At 54.1% G+C, this 20,057-nt stretch carries 17 protein-coding genes and 1 pseudogene; 3 read left to right on the forward strand and 15 right to left on the reverse strand.

Translation table 11 applies throughout. The features are described from left to right. Window positions 1-4 precede the first annotated feature (4 nt). The 7 genes from ISF27_RS08920 to tet(W) form a co-directional block, all read right to left on the reverse strand. A complete protein-coding gene (locus ISF27_RS08920) occupies window positions 5-391 on the reverse strand; it encodes a cysteine-rich VLP domain-containing protein (protein WP_002596231.1) in 387 nt (128 codons plus the stop codon). Further along, window positions 381-2,006 (reverse strand): relaxase/mobilization nuclease domain-containing protein, encoded by a 1,626-nt coding sequence (locus tag ISF27_RS08925; RefSeq protein WP_002596230.1) that lies wholly within the window; start codon window positions 2,004-2,006, stop codon window positions 381-383. Before ISF27_RS08925 ends, ISF27_RS08920 begins: the two co-directional genes overlap by 11 nt. Then, window positions 1,978-2,376, reverse strand: a complete 399-nt coding sequence (locus ISF27_RS08930; protein ID WP_002596229.1) for a plasmid mobilization protein — start codon at window positions 2,374-2,376, stop codon at window positions 1,978-1,980. The genes ISF27_RS08925 and ISF27_RS08930 overlap by 29 nt, the downstream gene beginning before the upstream one ends. Before the next feature lie 497 nt (window positions 2,377-2,873). After that, a complete protein-coding gene (locus tag ISF27_RS08935) occupies window positions 2,874-3,086 on the reverse strand; it encodes a helix-turn-helix domain-containing protein (protein ID WP_002586615.1) in 213 nt (70 codons plus the stop codon). Next, the gene (locus ISF27_RS08940) at window positions 3,079-3,501 is read right to left on the reverse strand and encodes a sigma-70 RNA polymerase sigma factor region 4 domain-containing protein (protein WP_002586616.1); all 423 of its coding nucleotides are present in this window, start codon (window positions 3,499-3,501) and stop codon (window positions 3,079-3,081) included. The genes ISF27_RS08935 and ISF27_RS08940 overlap by 8 nt, the downstream gene beginning before the upstream one ends. A 171-nt stretch (window positions 3,502-3,672) precedes the next feature. Beyond that, a complete protein-coding gene (locus ISF27_RS08945; RefSeq protein WP_002586626.1) occupies window positions 3,673-4,440 on the reverse strand; it encodes a class I SAM-dependent methyltransferase in 768 nt (255 codons plus the stop codon). A gap of 50 nt (window positions 4,441-4,490) precedes the next feature. Beyond that, window positions 4,491-6,410: a tetracycline resistance ribosomal protection protein Tet(W) gene (gene tet(W), locus ISF27_RS08950; RefSeq protein WP_002586627.1), complete on the reverse strand. Its 1,920-nt coding sequence runs from the start codon at window positions 6,408-6,410 to the stop codon at window positions 4,491-4,493. A gap of 678 nt (window positions 6,411-7,088) precedes the next feature. On the opposite strand from tet(W), the gene ISF27_RS08955 reads away from it, so the two are divergent. Continuing rightward, window positions 7,089-8,129: an RNA-guided endonuclease TnpB family protein gene (locus ISF27_RS08955; RefSeq protein WP_194611322.1), complete on the forward strand. Its 1,041-nt coding sequence runs from the start codon at window positions 7,089-7,091 to the stop codon at window positions 8,127-8,129. Window positions 8,130-8,953: 824 nt separating this feature from the next. Here the strand turns inward: ISF27_RS08955 and ISF27_RS08960 are convergent. Beyond that, window positions 8,954-10,382 (reverse strand): annotated as a pseudogene (locus tag ISF27_RS08960) (IS5 family transposase). A 356-nt stretch (window positions 10,383-10,738) separates the two neighbouring features. Then, window positions 10,739-11,068 carry a hypothetical protein gene (locus tag ISF27_RS08965; RefSeq protein WP_207727422.1) on the reverse strand — a complete coding sequence of 110 codons (330 nt, stop codon included), beginning with the start codon at window positions 11,066-11,068 and terminating at the stop codon, window positions 10,739-10,741. A gap of 277 nt (window positions 11,069-11,345) precedes the next feature. Here ISF27_RS08965 and ISF27_RS08970 point away from each other — a divergent pair, with 277 nt between their 5' ends. Beyond that, entirely contained in the window at window positions 11,346-12,719 is a 1,374-nt protein-coding gene (locus ISF27_RS08970; RefSeq protein ID WP_194611161.1) for a PhoH family protein, read from the forward strand. Beyond that, window positions 12,716-13,447, forward strand: a complete 732-nt coding sequence (locus ISF27_RS08975; protein ID WP_194611162.1) for an HAD family hydrolase — start codon at window positions 12,716-12,718, stop codon at window positions 13,445-13,447. Before ISF27_RS08970 ends, ISF27_RS08975 begins: the two co-directional genes overlap by 4 nt. Before the next feature lie 135 nt (window positions 13,448-13,582). Here ISF27_RS08975 and ISF27_RS08980 read toward each other — a convergent pair whose 3' ends face one another. From ISF27_RS08980 to ISF27_RS09005, 6 genes are all read right to left on the reverse strand, one after another. Beyond that, window positions 13,583-14,674, reverse strand: coding sequence for a M24 family metallopeptidase (locus ISF27_RS08980; RefSeq protein WP_194611163.1), 1,092 nt, complete (start codon window positions 14,672-14,674; stop codon window positions 13,583-13,585). Window positions 14,675-14,850: 176 nt separating this feature from the next. Then, entirely contained in the window at window positions 14,851-15,927 is a 1,077-nt protein-coding gene (locus tag ISF27_RS08985) for a M24 family metallopeptidase (protein ID WP_194611164.1), read from the reverse strand. Between the two features lie 95 nt (window positions 15,928-16,022). Beyond that, window positions 16,023-17,006 (reverse strand): ABC transporter ATP-binding protein, encoded by a 984-nt coding sequence (locus ISF27_RS08990; protein ID WP_194611165.1) that lies wholly within the window; start codon window positions 17,004-17,006, stop codon window positions 16,023-16,025. Further along, complete coding sequence (locus tag ISF27_RS08995; RefSeq protein ID WP_194611166.1) at window positions 16,990-18,024, reverse strand: ABC transporter ATP-binding protein; 1,035 nt, start codon at window positions 18,022-18,024, stop codon at window positions 16,990-16,992. Before ISF27_RS08995 ends, ISF27_RS08990 begins: the two co-directional genes overlap by 17 nt. 25 nt (window positions 18,025-18,049) lie before the next feature. Next, window positions 18,050-18,973: an ABC transporter permease gene (locus tag ISF27_RS09000; RefSeq protein ID WP_194611167.1), complete on the reverse strand. Its 924-nt coding sequence runs from the start codon at window positions 18,971-18,973 to the stop codon at window positions 18,050-18,052. A gap of 37 nt (window positions 18,974-19,010) precedes the next feature. Further along, on the reverse strand, window positions 19,011-19,928 hold the full coding sequence (locus ISF27_RS09005) for an ABC transporter permease (protein WP_194611168.1): 918 nt from the start codon (window positions 19,926-19,928) through the stop codon (window positions 19,011-19,013). Between the last annotated feature and the right edge of the window lie 129 nt (window positions 19,929-20,057).

Raw genomic sequence — 20,057 nt, forward strand, 5'->3', positions numbered from 1 at the left:
TGATTTATGCGGGTTTGAAAGGCTCTAAAGCGTGACATCTCTGCCTTTGTTTCCGCTTTCTCTCGGCGGCTTTGATTTTCTTCATGCGCCCGGCGCAGTCGGGGCAGTATTTTCCCCGGTTGGATTTGGGGACAAAGGCCGCCCCGCAGACGGCACACCGTTTCCGGCTTCCCCGGCACAAGAGGGCTGCGGCCAGCTCCCCGTCAAGGGGCAGGACAGCCACACGGAACCAGTGGCACATGAGGGAAAAGGAAATGCTCTGGACGCACACGCAAGGCTCCCCGTCGTCCAATAGCAGGCAGTTCCCCTCATCGTAGTTACAGCACTCATGTACCAGCCGCCGCGCCCGCCGGTGCTGGCGGTAGTCCATGTGGGGCAGGTTATCGCTCATGGCTCTGCTCCTTTCTGCGGTGCGGCTCGTCCCGGCGCAAAATCTGGTCGATGTTCCGCTTGACGGTCTGCAACTCCTTGAACCGCTGTTTCTGTTCGTGATAGGTGTTATACAGGCCGTCTTTCTCGGAGATAAGCTGCTCGATCTCGGCCTGCAACGCTTTCCGGGCGGGCAGCTTGGTAATGCCATGCGCCTTGAAATACCGGGCTGCTGCGTCGGCTATGATAAAATCGCTCTCATGGGCCTGCCGGTATGCGGCGCGGGCTTTCTCGGATTTCTGTGCCCGCAGCCCGTCGCGGGCGGCCTTGGTCTGGGCGTAGGCCAACACCTGCCGCTGCAACTTCTTTTTCCCTTGCAGCTTCGTTTCCAGTGCTTTCAGTTCGCCGCTGGTCTGGCGCATTTTCTGATAGGCGGTGTCAACGGCGGCTTCTAACTGCTCCGGGGAAGTAAAGCCGTATTGCTGGTAGACGGACAGCGTTTTGGCGGCCTGCTTCAGATTGTGTATCTTCGCCCAGCGTTCATAGCCCCGGCCTTTGCCCTCGGCCATTTTCTGCTCAATGTCCACAAGCCGCTGCACTCCGTCCTGTTTCGGGGCGGCTATCTCGGCTCTGGCAACCTGCAAGCGGTCTTTTATGGTGCGTGGGGGATCGGGGGATCTGGCTGGCGCTTCGGCTGCTCTGGCGGCGTTTTGCTCTAAAACGGCAAAGACAGCGGCGCGGTCAAAATCGTCGCCCAGCTTCCGGGCGGTAATTGGCTTTGTCCTGTCCGGCGTGAGGTAGGAAAGCCGCCCCCGGCTCTCCTTGACGGTCACACCCTCCTGCAGCAACAGAGAGGAAAACTCGTCAAAGCTGGCGGCGGTGGCAAGGGCTTTCCGTAGGGTCTGCCGCAGCTTCTCCTTGTTCGTTTCAAACTTGGTCTGCCGGGGCGTGATACTATCGGCAATCATGGGGGCGTTCTGCTTGTCCAGCGCGGCCTGTCCCTTTTTCTGCGCCCAATACTCCCGGTCGGTGACGCGGTTCTTGCTGCCGTTCAAGAGGTCGATTTGATAAAGCCCCTCCCGGTGGCACATCTCCATGACTTCGGATTTGAAGTAGCGCAGGGCAGCGTCGGTACATCGGTGCTTGCAGCCGACTTTCGTATCGGCCGGCCTGTCCATGTAGGGCAGGAACGGCACTTCCTCAATCCGCAGGCTGTTTATGACGATATGCACATGAATGTTGCCGCTGTGGTTATGCCCGTCCGGGTGGGTGCAGACAAGGGCCTGGTGGCCGGGAAAATGCTCTTTACAGAATTGTTCCCCCAACGCCTGCGCCCGGTCTACGGTCAGGCCGTTGTCCGGCCCGTCCCGCGGGTCAAAGCTGATGATGTAGTGGTGGCTTTTCACATCTTCCCGCCGCTGGTTTTTCTGATAGCGGAGATTGGCCCGCATACACGCAACGGCAAAATCCTCCCCGTCGCAGTTCAGCGTGGACAGCCGGTAGTCCTCGCGGGGGATAAGCCTGCCGGTTTCATCAAGGACGGGCTTCATGGTAAACTCGTCATGCTCAAAGAGAAGATATTGCTCGGCGGCTCCGTAGTCGGCGTTTTTAGAGTTGATATGCTTGAGTGTTGCCAACCGCGTCACCTACTTTCTTGAGGACTTCATACTTGAGGACGGCAAGGTCGGATATGGCGGCGCGTACCTCGCCGGAAAGGGTGTTGTAGGGTACGCCGTATTCGTTCAGATACCGGGCAATCTGATTGAGGTTGCCGCCGATCCTGCCGTACTCGGCTGTCAGCTTCCCGACAGCGGAAAGCAACTCGTCATTGACCGACGACACATGGACAACCGGGCGTATGGTCGCCCGCCGTATCGCCTGCCGGAGAAATTCGGACTGGCTGATACCATAGGGCGCAAGCCGCGCTGTGAAGTCGGCATACTCATCTTCGGACAGCCGGGTTTTCACAACGCGGCTGCGGTGGGGCGTGTTGTATTTCTTTCGCATGGTGTGACCTCCTTTCTCGCCCGTAAGGGCGCATGAGCAGGGTTTGGGGAAGGCACTCCCCAACAAGTTTCCCGCGAGGGGCAAAACTGCAGAATTGCGGATTTTGGCACCGTGGTAGAAACTTGCTCTCCGTGACTGCAAACTTTCTCTCACTTCCGTCCGCCACTTTTTTGGAAAACTGCAACCACAAAAGTTTGTTTCTCTTTTTCTGCTACTACTAATCCTGTAAAGGGCATTCCTGCCCGCTTTCGCTAAAATGACACCGGACGCAGTGGTTTCTACCCGGTGTTGGAGAAATCCTTTCTCTTTGCCCTCTACTACGGGTAAATGCTCCAAATGCCAAACACCAGGGCAGAAAAATTCCCTCCTCGCTTACTACTACAACCGGCAGGGGGCAAAATGGCCGGGAGCGGAGCCGGACAACAAAAAAAGCAGTAAATCTTTTTCAAGACTTACTGCTTTCGCTGGCCGCGTCGGTGGCGGCTGGTATTCAGTTTTTATGACTTGTCCGGTGGTTCGTCAAGCCGGAACTTGAATTGACAGTCAATTAACCGCTGCTTTACATAGTCCTCCACCTCGGCGTTGACCTGCCCGTTCACTTTTGAGAAATAGCGGATATATCCGGCGTAGTGGAGCAGGACAGCGTTCACGGCTTCTGGGTCGCCCTCACGGGCTTTGAGGATTGTTTCATAGGGGAGAAGTCTACTCATACCGGCTCACCCCCATTTCTTCGCGTAGCCGCTGCAAGGCAAGCTGGATATGCCGCCCCGCTGTGCTGCGTGACCGGCCAATACACGCGCCGATCACGCGCTGCGGCTGGCGCAGAAAGTAATAGCGCAGGATTTCTTCCCGCGTCTGCTCCGGCAAAACAGAGATCGCGTCGGCAAGGGCGGCGTTGCAGAGCAGGACGGTCTGACCGCAGACGGTAAATGGGTATTCCTCGTCCGGCTCCGACGCGGCAAACTGGACAAACTTCTCGTTCATCAGATAGTCAAGGGAAACTTGCCGTTCCCATTGCCGTTTAAGCTTCAAAATCTTGTCCAAGGCGGCACAGCGGATAACAGTCTTGCAAAAGGCGTTGTACCTGCGCTGGATATATTCTTGATAGGCTATCTGGTCGGTCATGGAAATTCCCCTTTCTGAATAATAGTGCGGGGCGGTGGCACTTCTTGCTGTCGCCCCTTGATTGCCTACCAGCAAAGGCGGGCGGGGCTGTCAACGGCTGCGCATATGCGCCGTTCATCTTGACCGTTGACTGGCTCGGCTGGGTTTGCTATTTACCCGACAAACTTGAATTTATTTTAAGCTATCACGTTTTACCTTCTTAAGCCTTACTATCATTACCATAGGAATTTCTTTGTTGGTTTTAAAACATTCTTCATAAAATCCATCAATGACAAATCCAGCTCTAAAACAAAGGTTAAAAATATCTTGTATGGAACGATGATAATAAATCTGCTCTTTCGGTTGCCCTTCAATCGCTATATCATAGTAACTGTGCGGTGTCATATATTTTTCAGTCAACGTGACAAAACAAGGGTGTTGCGTTGCAAAGACAAAAATTCCGCTTTCCTGCAACAGTTCATAAACAGCCATAAGAAGTGGTTCAATATCCGTAATATCCATAATTGCCATATTAGAAACTGCTTTCGTAAAGGCTCGATTTCTTTTTAATTCTAATATACTTTTTCTATCGGTCGCATCCGCCACACAAAATTCAATTTGTTTTGCATATTGTGATTGCCGTCTTTTAGCCAATTCTATCATTTTTTTGCTGTAATCAAAAGCGACAACCGAAGCGCCTCTTTGTGCAAGATACGAAGAATAATTTCCATTGCCACACGCAATATCCAAAATGTAATCCGCAGGATTAGGAGATAGAAGTTCCGTTACTTTGGGACGCACTACCTCTCTGTGAAATTCATTAGATTCGTCACCCATTGCATTATCCCAAAATTGTGCGTTCTCCTCCCAGATTTTTTTACTTTCCTCTGTTCCCATGTTCTCTCCCACTCCCCAAATTTGCTTTTTTGCTTCCATTAAATCTTCCTTACTATATTCCATTGTTACCCTCCATAACTTCTGATTGTTGCCGTCTTGACGATTATGTATCTTTACATTACCTTCTGAAACATATGGCGCACCTTGTCCAGGCGGCTGTTTGGACGGCGGGGCTGGATGACCGGCTGACCGACAGCGGCCTGATATCCTTTCAGCTCTGTAAGGCATACGCTCCGCCCGTTGGTGTAAAAGGCCAGATCAGTACGGTATGCCTGTATACAGCGGGCGGGAATCTCGCCAGTAAAGACAACTTCATCCTTTTTTACCTGGGCCGTTTCGATGGTGGCACAGTATTTCGGTGCATCATGATAAGCCCTGGAAAGGTATTCCTGGGGCGCATAGAGGATGAAGGAGAGATAAGGTTCCAGCAGCTGCGTCCCCGATTCCTTCAATGCCTGTTCCAATACAATCGGGGCCAATGAGCGGAAGTCCGCCGGCGTGCTGACCGGACTGTAATAAAGCCCGTATTCAAAGCAAATCTTACAGTCCGTTACGTTCCAGCCGAACAAGCCCTGCTCCAGCCCGTAACGGATACCATCCCTGACAGCGTTTTGAAAACTCTGGTTCAAGTATCCCAGCGAAACCCGGCTCTCGTATTGTACACCGGAGCCAAGCGAGAGTGGTGTAACAGACAGTCCTATGGATGCCCAAAACGGGTTGGGCGGCACCTCGATATGGATGGTGTGGCTGGCTGCTTTGAGCGGCCGCTCCATATAAATGACGGAGGGTTCCTTTACCACTGTTTCAAGCTTGTATTTTTCCGACAGCAAAGCGGAAACAACCTCCAACTGCACCCGGCCCAAAAAAGAAAGAATGATCTCATGGGTGATGGAATCCACTTCGCAACGCAAAAGCGGGTCAGTATCCGCAAGTTGCGTAAGAGCGTCCAGCAGCCGTTCTCTTTGCGCTGCCGTTTTCGGCGCAATCGTCGTCCGCAGCATGGGGAGGGGGTCCTCGCGCCACCTTTTACGAGGGAGCCGGGTTTGGTCCCCTAATACATCGTTTAACCTCACGCTGTCGCTGGGAAGGATAACAATTTCACCCTGATAAGCGGTGTCTGTCCGAACAATTTCCCCTTTGGATGGAATACGCATCTCTGTGATTTTCAGCTTTTCTCTCCCGGCCAGGGCCACCGTATCCCGCAGGCGCAGCGTTCCGCTGTATAACCGTAGATAGACACGCCGCTGGCCGCAATCGGTGTACTCAACCTTGAAAACGCTGCCGCATAGGGCGGCGCCCCCCTGTTCCCCAATCGGTTGGAACAGCCCTGTCACCGCATCCATCAACGGTTGAATGCCAAGGCCATTTTTGGCGCTGCCATGATAGACTGGGAACAGGGAGGCGTCTTGAACCCGCTGCTGTTCCTCCCGCGCAAGTTTTTCCCGGCTGATTGGTTCTCCTGCGATATACTTTTCCAATAATTCATCGTTATTTTCGATGACCGCATCCCATGCTTCTATGTCGGTATTTTCCTCCAGGACTATTTCCGGGGACAGCGACACCGTCTGCTTGATGATAATATCGGCGGAGAGCTTATCCCGAACAGACTGAACCACGCTCTGCAAATCAACGCCAGCCTGGTCGATCTTGTTGATAAAGATAACGGTGGGAATGTTCATTTTCCGCAGGGCATGGAACAGAATACGGGTCTGGGCCTGCACGCCATCTTTAGCGGAGATCACCAAGATGGCCCCATCTAAAACAGCCAAAGAGCGGTACACCTCCGCCAAAAAATCCATGTGGCCGGGCGTATCCACAATGTTAACTTTACATCTGTGCCACTGGAAGGAAGTGACTGCCGCTTGAATGGTAATCCCACGCTGCCGCTCCAAAAACATGGTGTCCGTCCTCGTTGTCCCTTTTTCGACGCTCCCCGGTTCTGAAATGGCTCCGCTGGCATATAGCAGGCTCTCCGTCAAGGTCGTCTTTCCAGCGTCTACATGGGCAAGAATTCCAATATTGATTATTTTCATGTGATTGTCCTCCCTTTACAGCCCCAAAGGGCATAAAAACCCCCAGCAGTAAAATACTTTTACCACTGGGGATTATAAGTTGCGGACATACACATATACAGCATACACCTGTTTGTGATTGCTGTTTTTGGGGATATGTCAAAATTGATAAGGCAAAAGTATTTTTAAATTGGGTACAAAAAACTAAGCCCCTACAAAAGGAGCTATCATAATCCTTTGTTCCCACTATTTGATTATAGTTTTATTTAAGAATACCTTGCCGCATATTTTTTACTCCTTTTCTGGATTAAATCATTGTATCACATCAGTTTTAGGAAAGCAAGTACCTAAAAGAAATTTTTCTTCCCCTTATATGTAACAATCATACCGGCTTCCTAGCGTTCAGAATGTTTTCTGCTGTCTGCTGTGGTGTTTGGTTGGAATTGTCCAACCAAAAGCCGATCCGTGGTGTTGTCTGCATTTTACTAAATACAAATTCAATGTATACAGAAAGATATAAGGAGTGGGAGGGATTCCGCCGTAGTTGGCATTGTAGGAAAATCCAAAAGTTTAGATTTTCCCACAATGCTTATCTTTTGGTCTTTGGTTCGGAATAGTGTAGTGCTGGCGGTCTATCTCTTGTTTTCGGTTGCTTGCTTCCTTACCGTACATGAGCATTGTCGTAAGGTCTATAATCTTATGCTTTCCGATAAAATTGACGGCTACAAAGCTACAGGCAAATTTCCTACTGTTACGCCTGCCAAATATAAGAACGATTATCCTTATCTTAGAGAAGTAGACAGCCTTGCTCTTGCCAATAAGCAGATGGACTTACAGGAGGCTTTTCGTAATACATTTAGTAAATCTCGTAAGAAGAAAAACGGTTTTCCTAAATTCAAGTCTGCCAAACATAGTCGTAAGTCCTATACTACGAACAATCAACATGGGACAGTTGCCATTATAGACAACAAATATATCAAGCTTCCTAAGATTGGAAAGGTAAAAGCTGTTATCCATCGTGTGCCTGACGATAGTTGGACAATTAAATTGGCTACCATATCACAGGAATCTGATGGCAAATATTATATCTCCGTACTCTTTGAGTTTGAGAATATCGTAAATCCTTATGTAGCCGATAAAACTAATGCCATCGGGTTAGATTATGCTTCCGACGGCTTATACGTAGATAGTAATGGCAATACAGGTACTAATCATAAGTATTATCGTGAAAGCCATGACAAACTTGCCAAGGCACAACGTAGGCTGTCACGCATGCAAGGCTCTAAGAAACACGAGGTTAAGTCCAATAATTATATAAAGCAACTTCGTAAAGTGAATAAGATACATAGGCATATCGCTAACCAGCGTCTGGATAACCTGCATAAAATATCTACGAAGATAGCCAATTCGTATGATGTTGTTTGCGTGGAATCCTTAAATATGAGGTCTATGGCAAATCATGGCTTCGGTAATGGCAAAGCTACTCTTGATAACGGTTACGGTATGTTCCTGTCTATGCTTGAATACAAGCTATCTGATAGGAATAAGTATCTTATCAAGGTAGATAAGTGGTTCCCGTCATCACAGATATGTCATTGTTGCGGAACAATACATCCAGAAATGAAGGATTTAGACATTCGTAAAATGGTATGCGATTGTGGTCTTACGATGAATCGTGACCAGAATGCCGCTATCAATATCTTACGTGAGGGATTACGACTACTGACTGAAGTAGCCTAAAACTAAATATTACAGTAGGGATGGAATAGCCCAAACTCATACGCCTGTGGACACTGTGTAAGACGAGCCGTTACGTATCATCGTAGCCAGCGCAGTAGTGGTTGAAGCAGGAAGCTCCGACTTCTATAAGTCGGAGTAGTTCACTATCTGGAAAGATGAAAGCTTGAAAGATCCCGTTATCGGAGAGCAGTTTGATCCCGACCGTACTATTGTCACTTTATCGCTTGAAAAAAAAGCAAGCGATAAAAACAAGCGATAATATATCGCCAAGGGCAAAAAGGACAGCCGAAAACCAAAAGAAAATTCTGATTTACGATTATTTGAAACGGGACAAGAAAAAAAGAGCCGTCTGATTAAAGCATCTGTAAACAGACACCGATCAGAAGACCCTTTTAGCATCGAAATCGATACACCTTGTCAAATTAGCATCTGCATGCAGACACCTTTTTGACACAGCGTATTACATTCGATGAACAACCTAAATCTAATTCATTTGGCAAGATTAGTCAAATCCGCTGTTCCGCGTTGTGCAAAAACTGAAAAGATGAGCCGCAGCGCTCCCGGTGAGGGTTCCCCCCGCCGGGGGCTTTTGTTATGCCTTTCCCCGCCATCGCCCATGGAGCTTCCCCGGAAAGCGCCGGAAATGGTGATAGACAGAGAAAAAATCAGCGGTGGGAAAAGACAGCGATCAGGAAGACACCAAAAGACGCAAAGCGGAAGACATAATTAGTGTCTGCTCAACATTGGGTCCAATTTTAGCAAACTGCAAAGGTATCTGGACGGCTGCCAACCGTACAGTGCAGCCCGGAATTCTGGCGAATTGCTCACGTTGCATCGTCCATTTCGATGAACTGCGCTGTTTCCGGCCCGTATCCGCAGTCCGCAAAATAAAGCACAAAAAGATTCCCTGTAGGAATTGCGAAGAGGTTGGTGACATAGACTGATAATGCGATAGATGCCAGTGTTGTTTCAGCCAGTCTGGTCATAATGAGACCAGCGCCGTTACAACGCTTCTCCCTGCTGAAGAAGCGCTCTACCTCGATCCGGTCAGTGTTGTCTTTATACTCCTCCCGGTTAGCCTTATGATCGGCTGCGGGACGCCCCAGTCTCGGGCCGGAGATGCGGATGCCGTGCTCTTTACAGTAAGCACGGTTCGCCCTTGTCCTGTAGATCTGGTCAACAAGAACCCGTACCGGATAATGCCCGGTGCGTTCCTTATAACGTTCTACCGCATCCTGCAGGACAGAGCTCTCATTGTAAGGATCAAACTGGAGCTTCTCCAGGCGGGCGTGGCCCTTTTCGTCAATGCTGACATCATACTTGGCGCCAAACTCCACGGGAGACTTGGCTTTGCCGCGCACGATGGGACGGATATACGGCTGGCTGATGCTCACAATCCGGTCATCCACTCTGTGAGTGTTGTTATCAAACATGTACTTCTGCTGTTCGTACAGCTTCTGGACGGTCAGATAGCAGTCAATATACTTCTGTGGCAGGGCATAGCCTTCTGTCATGTATGCCTCCAGATACCGCAGATCGCGATTCAGGCAGCCAAGCTGCTTACGGATCAGGCTCCGGAGCTTCTTCGTCGGGCGTTTTTTTGGCTTTCGCCATGGCAAGATATTCTTTTCTTGCGCGCCTCCGGTATGTTCTGGGCTTCGTCCATGGATGATACTGGTGATGGAAATAGTCAATCATCTCTTCGAGCTTCTCCCTGGCATCATTGAGAAGCACAAAGTCCTGAGGATACTTGATGTTGGACGGAGAACAGGTGGCATCCAGAATGAAAGTCCCCACGTTCTCCCCGTCGGCGGATTTTTCCGGTTTATCGCCGGCATGTTCCGGCGTGGCAGCGCCTGCAGCAAGGTATTCTTCATTCGCCATCATCAGAAAACGGGAATCCAGCCTGCGGCGAAAATACACGAGAACTGTCGGCTTGAACGGGCAGGTGTCCGAAAACCGGTCCATACCAATGAAGTACTGGTAATACGGGTTTTGGGCGACTTCCTTAACCAGCCTGCGGTCAGAAAGCCCCTCACGTTTCTGAATGATCAGAGCACCGAGAGCAACACGCAGAGGAAAGGCCTGCCGTCCTTCGTGTGAGGGAAAGAGAGAAGCGTACACTTTTTCCAGGCTTGTCCAGTCGATGGCATTTGCAAGCCGGACCCATTCATTGTTTTCATCCAGCGGTGTTCCACAGCTCTGGTTGAAATCAAAAATCGAAATCTGGTGCTCGGACGGTTTTTTGTACATGGCGGACTGCCTCGGATATATCAATAAGTGCAAAGAAATTAGGAGAAATTGCAAAAATCTTTGCACTTATTATACCGCAATCCGCCGTTATTGTCAGTAAATATTGCATTCTACGCTATTGAGCAGACACTAATTAGAAACAGAGAGAACTGGCAGGCACATGTTCTGAGAGGAGAGTGTGTTTTTACACTGAAACCTCAAATTTTACGTTAATAGAAATGCGGCTAAATTAGCCGTTTTACGCATCCACCCATGCTGCGGGTAGTATCGGACACCTGGAAAATCCACATAGAGGAAAACCCGCAAAAGCCGGAACAATCAGCACCGGTATTTTGCGGGTTTTCTCATGCCAGTATTTACAGCTCCTCCGCGTGATCCAGAATCTCTCCACCCGCTGTGCAGGCCGGGCATACGCAGTACTTTCCGCCGGCAGCCTTGGATGCCTTGGCAGCCTTGACAATGCCGGCCGCGGCCTCCTCGCCGAGATACTTCTTCGCGGCATCGCTCCCGCCGAAGGCGATGGCATCGTCCACGCTGCAGACATCATCTTTAAGCTCAGCAAGCAGCGCCTTGGCTGCCTCTGCCTGGCCCGGGGTGCCAGCTGCCTTCAGATAAGCCTCGCCGGCAGCCTTCGCCTCGGCACATACCGAGGAGGCGTTGACAAGTTCTGTAACCTTAGCTTTCATATCCATAATGTTCGATTGCCTCCATTCTTAAAAGAATCCCTTTCCGTTTCACCAGCCGCCGGCGAAAATATTCCCGGCGTGGTTTCCAGACAAGAACAGTGTAGCATTATTCTGCGGGAAAAGGAAGCGTGCCGGGAAATTCACTGGAGAAAAGTCTGTCTTACATGAAATTTGCAGAATCTTTCCATCATTCTTTACATTCGTTTGGTATAGAGAAGACAGGGAAAATCATACAGGCGCCTGTCTGCGCTGGCAAATGGGCGCGGAAAGGGAGCCCATGTCTGAAAAACGCCACACCTATCTTCTCGATACCAACATTCTGATGAATTATCCCACGGCAGTCTATGGCTTCGACGATAATGAGGTCGTCGTCACGGCGACCACCATCGAGGAACTGGACAGCCTGAAACAGGGGAAAACCGAGCGGGCCTGCCAGGCCAGGGAGGTATTCCGCCAGTCACTCACGCCGCTTAGGCAGAAGGCGCTGCGAAGCCATGCGGATCTTGCCGAGGGGGTGAAAATTAACCGCGGCAGGGGAATCTTCCGGGTGGAAAATGACAGCGTCGACGCCGTGGTACTCCCCCAGGGGTGGGAGCTTTCCAAGGCGGACAACCGCATTCTCGCGGCGTGCTGTTCCCTGGGGGCGATCCTGGTCACGGAGGATCAGTCGCTTCTCTTCAAGGCGAGCGAAATCGGTGTTCCGGCGCAGGAGTACCGGAATGCCCAGATTCCCGTGGACGAAAACTGCGCGGATCGGGCAGAGGTGTATGTGAGCGCGGAGGAGATGAATATCCTTGCGAGGGAAGGACAGATGAAGGCAGATGGCCGCAAGACAAGGGATCTTGTGGAAAATGAATACCTGATTCTCCACGACCGCTGCGATCCGAAGCACACTTTTCTTGCCAGGTTTCGCGGCGGGATGTTCCACCGCTTGTATACGCTCTCAGATTCCTGCCGGGTCACGCCGCGGAATGTCAGCCAGCATTTTGCCATCGATGCCCTGATGGCGCCTCCTGAGGAAATCCCTTTGGTCATACTTCAAGGGGAGGCGGGGACAGCCAAGACCTTCCTCACGGTTGCCTGCGGCATGGATCAGATGGAAGACAGGTACGAGCGGATGATCGCCACCCGGAACAATGTCGAATTTGACCGGGATATCGGGGCGCTACCGGGCAGCGAGGTGGAGAAGGTCGGGCCGCTTATGCGTGGTGTCACGGATAATCTCAGAACCTATCTGAAAATCCAGGGCGGAGGAATGCATACGAAACGCCCTTCCAGAATCGATGCCGGCGAGGTCGACCAGATCATGGAGGATTATCTGGAGAGTGGGCGGATTTCCATTGAGAGTATGGGATTTATGCGCGGCAGGTCCATCACCAACAGTTATATCATCATCGATGAATGCCAGAACGCGACGCCGGGACAGATCATGGGAATTGTGACCAGGGCGGCGGAAGGCAGCAAGATCGTGCTCTGCGGCGATCCGAACCAGATCGATAAGCTTTCCCTGACGGCAAATACGGCGGGTTTGACGTTCGCAGCCCGGGCAATGGCGGGGTCGCCGGCCTGCGTCCGCAGCTTTTCCGCGGCTCGATCAGAGATCCCGCGCGGCGGAACCGTTTTTCTTTCCCTCCGGGATATGGTAAGATGAGCAAAAAGGTATACGGAGGGGAAATGATGTTCAGGGCAGTGATCATGGATATGGATGGGACGCTGTTCGACACGGAGAGAATCTCCCAGAATGCCTGGATCCGGGCTGCAGTCGAGACCGGCTGCGGGGTCAGCCGGGAGGATCTGCTGTCCTTCCGGGGGCGGACGAGGGAGGCCAACGCGGAGCGGTTCCGGTCGATGAAGGGCACGGAGGGATTTGACTATTATGCGCTGCGGAAGATCCGCGACGCGTATTTTGCGGCGTATATCCGGGAACACGGCGTCCCGCTGAAAAAGGGACTATTTTCTCTGCTGAACCGGCTGCAGGATCATGGGATCCTGATCGGGATCGCGACCGGGACAGCGCGGGAGACCGCGGAAAAGCTCTGGGCGCAGAGCGGCATCCTGCCCTATATCCGGTTTTCCGTCTGCGGAAAAGAAGCCGGCGCCGGGAAACCGGCGCCGGACTGTTACCAGCATGCGGTCGGGAAAGCGGCCGCGGTCTTACGTCGGCAGGATCCCGCGGCGCCGGAACTCACGACGGGGGAGTGCGCTGTCCTTGAGGACGCGGAGACAGGGGTGCTCTCGGCGTCCGCGGCGGGCTGCTGTCCGATCGTGATCCCGGATCTCACGCCGCCCACAGAGACGATGAACAAGCTGGCCTTTGCGGTCTGCGGGGATCTCGACGAGGCGGCGGGGGTGATCCTGTCCCACGCGGCCTTGCGATGATCCTGTCTCATGCGGCCTTGCGCTGATCCTGTCCCATGCGGATCTCGGGAAATCTCCGGGTGCGCTGTTTTCCCGGCGGGGGCGTAGACGGTTCCCTTTTCTGCGGGAAGCAAGCTGGAAAATAGGAGCAGGCCATCAGAGGATAATCAGGCTCTTGTCAGACTTGTTGAGAATCTCCCGCTGTCCGTCGCCGTTGATCAGGACGACATCCTCGATCCGGATGCCCAGGTCGCCGGCAAGGTAGATACCCGGCTCAATGGAGAAGGCCATGCCGCGCCCGAGCTTCCGCCGGTCAGACTGCTTGATTTCCGGCTGCTCGTGGATCGTGTAGCCGACCCCGTGGCCAAGGCGGTTGATGAGCGTGTGGGCGAGGCCCTTCTCGTCGAGAACTTCCCGTGCCTTGGCGTCGATGTCCGGGATCCAGGCGCCCTCGACGCACAGCTGCTCGGCTTCCTCATTTGCCCGGCGGACAAGCTCGTAGTACTCCCGCTGGCGCTCGGTGGCGCCGCCGACGAAGACGGTTCTCGTCATGTCCGAGTACATGCCGTCCACGGTGCAGCCGTAGTCCATGAGGACGGTGTCCTGCTCCCTCACGATGCCCTGATTTTCATTGTAGTGCGGATAGCTTGCGTTCGCCCCGGCAGCGACGATGCATTCCGGGGATTTTCCACCGAGCTCGGCCATGCGGGCCAGCAGGAATTCCTGCAGCTCCTTTTCCGTGGCGCCGGGATGGATACGGCACTGGATTTCCGTGAAGACCCGGTCAACCAGCGCGGCGGAGTCGCGGAGCGCCTGCATTTCCCCGGGCGTTTTGCTGATGCGGATCTCCTCAAAGAGGAGTTTCGCGTCCCGGAAGCGGATGTCCGCCGCTTCCCCGACGGCAAGCATGGAAAATGCGGGCACGGAGGAATTGACACCGATGGTCTTTCCGGCGAGGCCGTGTTCTTTCAGGATGCCGCTGACGACGGTGACCATGTCATCGTTGTCGAACCAGCTGTATACCGGGATCGTCCCCGGCAGCCCGCCTGCGATCTGCTCCCTGTAGAGGAGGTTGCAGATGTAGAAGATTTCCCCGTCCGCTTTGACAAACATACCCTGAAACCGCTCGCACATCATCGGGGAGATGCCGAACAGAAAGGCGAGCTCCTCGCCGGGCGCGATCAGGACCGCGTCTAGTCCGGCGCCCGGCAGTGCCGCGATCAGTTTTTCCACATAGTCATTTCTCATTTTGAGCCTCCAGATGTTTTTCCTGTTCTCAGGCAAAGGTAAGTTCCTGTGGTCAGCAAAAGAGCATAGTTCGCACGAAACATGCGTTCCGCCCCGGCTTGCGCGTGTTCAGTGCTCTGCATAATAAAGACGCCTGCCTGCCGGAATCAGACATTCACGGCGGGCAGGCGCGGGATTTACAGCTCGATCAGTTCCTTTGTGGCATTGGTCAGGTTTTCACAGCCGTCCTTGGTGATCAGCGTGGTGTCCTCGATGCGGACGCCGCCCCAGCCGGGGATGTAGATTCCGGGCTCGACGGTCATGACCGTGTTCTCCGCGAGAATGTATTCCGACTTCGGGCTCATGAACGGCATCTCGTGCACAAACATGCCGATGCCGTGGCCCATGCTCGGGTAGTGGTAGTCAAGGTATTTTGTGCCCTCGATGGCCTTCCGGGAGACATAGTAGGCGTCGCGGGAGGAGACACCGGCCTTGAGAAATGCCTCGGTGTCGGCGACCATCTGCTGCTCGAGTTCATAGACATGCTTCTGCTCCGGGGTCGCCTTCCCGACCACGAGGGTGCGGGTCATGTCGGAGAGATAGCCGTGGTACTGGCAGCCGTAGTCCATGAGGACGAAATCCCCATATTCGACGGCCTTGGCGGACGGGATACCGTGAAGGAGCGAGGTTCTCGCGCCGGAGATCAGGATGTTGCCGTAGGGCATGGTGTCGGAACCGTTCAGCACCATGTAGCGGGAGAGGTTAGCGGCGAGCTCTTTCTCGGTCACGCCGGGGCGGATGTCCTTCTGAATCTGCTCGTAAGCCCGCGCGGCGATCTCGCAGGAGGCGCGCAGATACTCAAGCTCCTGCGGGTTCTTGTGCATCCGGAACTCCTCGACGACGTTGGTCTCCGGGACAAGCTCGGCCTTGGTCTTTTCCTGGATGTGCTGGTAAATGTCAACGGTCAGGTGGTCAGCCTCGAAGGCAAGATTTTTCAGGTGATCCTGGTTGGCCAGAAAAGCGGCAGTGCCGGGGACCGAACCGATCTCCGCGCGCCAGTCGACGATGGTGTAATCCGGGCATTCGATGGAAACCTGCTCGGTGTAGCGCGGATCCGTGATGAAATATTTCGCCTTCTGCGTGATCAGCAGGTAGGAATCCTCTCCGGTGTAGCTGCTGATGTACTTTACATTGACCGGGCGGCTGATGAAGAAGCCGTCCAGCTTCTGTTCTTCCATGTACTTTCTGAGCTTTTCCTCTGCAATCTGGCTCATGATGTGAAATCCTCCTTTGACGATGTTGGATAGAAACATTCTGCCGTATCATCCGGGAAAAGGCCGGTGGGGAACCGGCTTCCTGCCGGCATCCGTCAGCTGTTGATCAGATGGCAGGCGACGGCGTGTTCTTTCCCGACTTTCCTGATCTGTGGCATCTCCTTGTGGCAGCGCTCGGTTGCGTAAGGACAGCGGTCCGCGAACTGGCAGCAGTCCTTCGGGTTGATTGGGCTCGGGATCTCGCCGGTGATGGGAATCCGCTTTCTCGATCGGGTGAGCTCCGGATCCGCGATCGGGATGGCCGAGAGCAGGGCCTGGGTGTACGGGTGGAGCGGGTGGGAATAGAGCTCATCCGCCTCGGCCTCCTCGACGATGGTTCCCAGGTACATGACGATGACGCGGTCCGAGATATATTTTACCACACTCAGGTCGTGGGCGATAAAGAGATACGTCAGCGAGAACTGTTCCTGGAGATGCTTCAGCATGTTGATGACCTGCGCCTGGATCGAGACATCCAGCGCGGAGATCGGCTCGTCGCAGACGATAAATTCAGGATTGACGGAGAGCGCGCGGGCGATGCCGATTCTCTGCCGCTGGCCGCCGGAAAATTCGTGCGGGAAGCGGGACATGTGGTCCCGGCCGAGGCCGACCAGGTGCAGGAGCTCCTCGACTTTGTCGTCGAGCTCCTTCTGGCTGTAATGGCCGTGGAGCGCCATGCCCTCGCCGACGATTTCCTTGACCGTCATCCTGGGGTTCAGCGAGGAGTACGGGTTCTGGAAGATCATCTGCACGTTGCTGCAGAATTCCTTCTTTTCTGCCCGGTTTAGCTTGCTGACGTCCTTGCCCCTGTACCAGACGGTTCCCCTGGTGGGCTCGTAGAGGCGGACAAGGCAGCGGCCGGTGGTGGATTTTCCGCAGCCGGACTCGCCGACGAGGCCGACGGTCTCGCCCTGGCGGACCTCAAAATTCACATTGTTGACGGCCTTGAGGACCTGTCCGCGGGCGACGTGGAAATACTTGCTGATGTGATCTGCCCATACCAGGGGAGTATTCTTCTCTGTTTCATTCGGATTTGCCATCGGGCGTTCCCTCCCTTCGGGTGCGGAGATCAATTTTCGGCGCATATTCGTGCTGCAGCCAACACCGGGTCGCGTGGCTTGGGGAAAGGCTCGTGAACTCCGGCGGATACTTCGCGCATACCTTCATGCCATAGTCACAGCGCGCGGCGAACGGGCATCCCGCAGGCGGTGCGAAAAGGTCAGGCGGTGTGCCCTCGATCGGCTTTAAGACGGCGTCCTTCGGGGTGCTGAGACCCGCGATGGAGTTCATCAGGCCGTGGGTGTAGGGGTGCGCGGTCTCGTAGAAGATCTCATTGACGGTTCCGTGTTCGAGAACCTCGCCGCCGTACATGACGACAACGCGGTCGCAGATCCGGGCGATGACGCCGAGGTCGTGCGTGATGATGATGATCGAGGTGCCAAGCTTCTTTCGGAGCTCCAGCAGAAGATCCAGGATCTGCGCCTCGATGGTGACATCCAGGGAGGTGGTCGGCTCATCGCAGATGATGAGATCCGGGTGGCTGACCAGGGCAATGGCGATCATGACACGCTGCTTCATGCCGCCGGAGAGCTCGTGGGGATACTGGCGGAAGCGCTTCTCGACATCGGAGATGCCGACCAGGCGCATGATCTCCAGTGCCCGCTCGTGGACTTCCTTCTTCGGGACATCGTTCCGGCCGACGAAGACTTCCTCGATCTGTGCGCCGACCCGCATGGTCGGGTTCAGGGAAGTCATCGGATCCTGGAAAATGAAGCCGATCTCTTTCCCGCGGATCTGGCGCATTTCCTTCTCGGAGAGTTTCAGCAGGTCTCTTCCCTTGAAGAAGATCTGGCCGCCCTCGAAGAAGCCCGGCGGTTCCGGATTCAGGCGCAGGATGCTCTGCGCGGTGACGCTCTTTCCGCAGCCAGACTCACCGACGATGCCCAGGACTTCCCCCTTTTTCACATCGAAGCTGACGCCGCGGACCGCCTTGACGGTGCCGCCGTAGGTGCGGAAGGAATATCGCAAATCTTTGATTTCCAATAGATTCTCTGCCATAGTTTATCCATCCTTGTCTTGTCAATTATTCGGTTCCGCGCAGGTTCGGGTCGAAGGCGTCGCGGAGCCCGTCGCCCAGAAGGTTCAGGGCAAGCATCGTCGTGCAGATGAAGAAGGTGGGCACGGCGATCTCGTGGGGCGCCACCCGCAGCATCTTGATGCCGTCCTTCGCCAGAAGACCCCAGCTGCAGTTCGGCGGGGCGATGCCCAGGCCGATATAGCTCAGGAACGCTTCCTGGAAAATGGCACCCGGGATGGCGAGGCAGAGGTTGGTGATCAGGAGCCCCATGATGTTGGGGATGATGTGCCGGCAGATAATCTTGAAGTTGGACACGCCCAGCAGGCGGGCGGCAAGGACGAAATCCCGCTCACGCAGCCGGAAGGTCTCGCCGCGGACAAAACGGCAGGTGCCGATCCAACCGACGATGCACATGGCGGCGATCAGGGTGCCCACGCCAGTGCCCATGACGACCATCAGGAGGATGGTGACGATCAGGCTGGGGATGCCGTAGAGGATATCCACGATCCGCATCATGATCATGTCCAGCTTGCCGCCGAAATAACCGCAGAGGCCGCCCATGACGGCGCCGACGCACATATTGATGGTCGCGGCGCAGAGACCGATGGTCAGGGATACACGGGCGCCCATCCAGGTACGGACCCAGAGGTCGCGGCCGGTTGAGTCACAGCCAAGCCAGTGTGTGGCGCTCGGGCCGGCGTTGATTGCTGTGGCATCCATGCCGGAGAAGCTGTAGTGGCTGAGCATCGGGGCGAAGATGGCGAAGAGGGCATAAATGATCACAATGACCATTCCAGTGAAGGCGGCGCGGTTTTTCCGCAGCCTTCGCCAGGCGTCCTGCCAGAAGGAGATATTGGGGCGGCTGATCGACTCCATCTTCTCAGCATTTCTGCCCTCGATGACAAAGAGATCTTTTGATAAATCCTGCATATTATTATCACCTGCGATTCCTTTAGATTTAGTGGTCTCAGCGGGACACGCGGATGCGCGGGTCCACAAGTCCGTACAGAATATCCACGATCAGGTTGCAGATGACGAGGAAAATTCCGTAGAAGATCGTCATGCCCAGGATGAGGGAGTAGTCGTTGTTGGTCACGCTCTCAACGTAATATTTGCCCATGCCGGGGATGGCGAAGATCGATTCGATGACAAAAGTGCCGGTCAGGACGGACGCGACGGTGGGGCCGAGCATCGTCAGCACCGGCATGATCGCGTTCCGGATCTGGTGCTTAACGACAATGCGGAGGTTGCTGAGACCCTTCGACCGGGCGGTCTTGATGTAGTCCTGCTGGACCACATCCAGCATGCTCGCGCGCATGATCTTGGAGACGGAGGCCAGGGTGTAGAAGGCGAGGCCGCAGGCCGGGAGAATGGTGTAGGCAAAGCCCTTATATCCGGCGACGGGGAGAAGTCCCCACTTGATGCCGAAGAAAAACTGGAGAAATGCCCCCATGATGAAGTCGGGAATGCTGGTTCCGAGGATGGCGACGATGACACAGAAGAAATCGATCTTCGTGCCGCGGTGGCGGGCTGCAAGGATGCCCAGGACGATGCCAAAGGAAATGGCGAGGACGAGAGCCCTGATGCCGAGGTCAGCGGAGAATGGGAAGCCATCCATGATGATATCGTTGACGGTCCGGTTCGTGTAGAACATCGAGTAGCCGAAGTTCCCGTGAACCAGGTTCTGGAGAAACAGGAGATACTGCGCGATCAGCGGCTTGTTGAAGCCATAGTAGGCTTCCAGGTTGGCCTTGACCTGTGGCGTCAGCTTCGGGTTGGTGAAGGGGTCGCCGGGCATCAGGCGGACGAGGAAGAAGACGACCGTCGCGAGGGTCAGGACGGTCAGCAGGGCTGCGATCAGCCGCTTGACGATGTATTTTGCCATGAGTTGGATCACCTCTGTTCCGAGATTCTGATGTACTTGGAAATGCCGGCAATTGTCCGGAGAGGGATGAAGCTTCTCTCCTCCCGGGACAACGCCGGCAGATGCATTTTGCGTCAGATCAAAAGAGTA

The organism is Clostridium vitabionis (assembly GCF_015351765.1).
Classification (GTDB): Bacteria; Bacillota; Clostridia; order Lachnospirales; family Lachnospiraceae; genus Clostridium_R; species Clostridium_R vitabionis.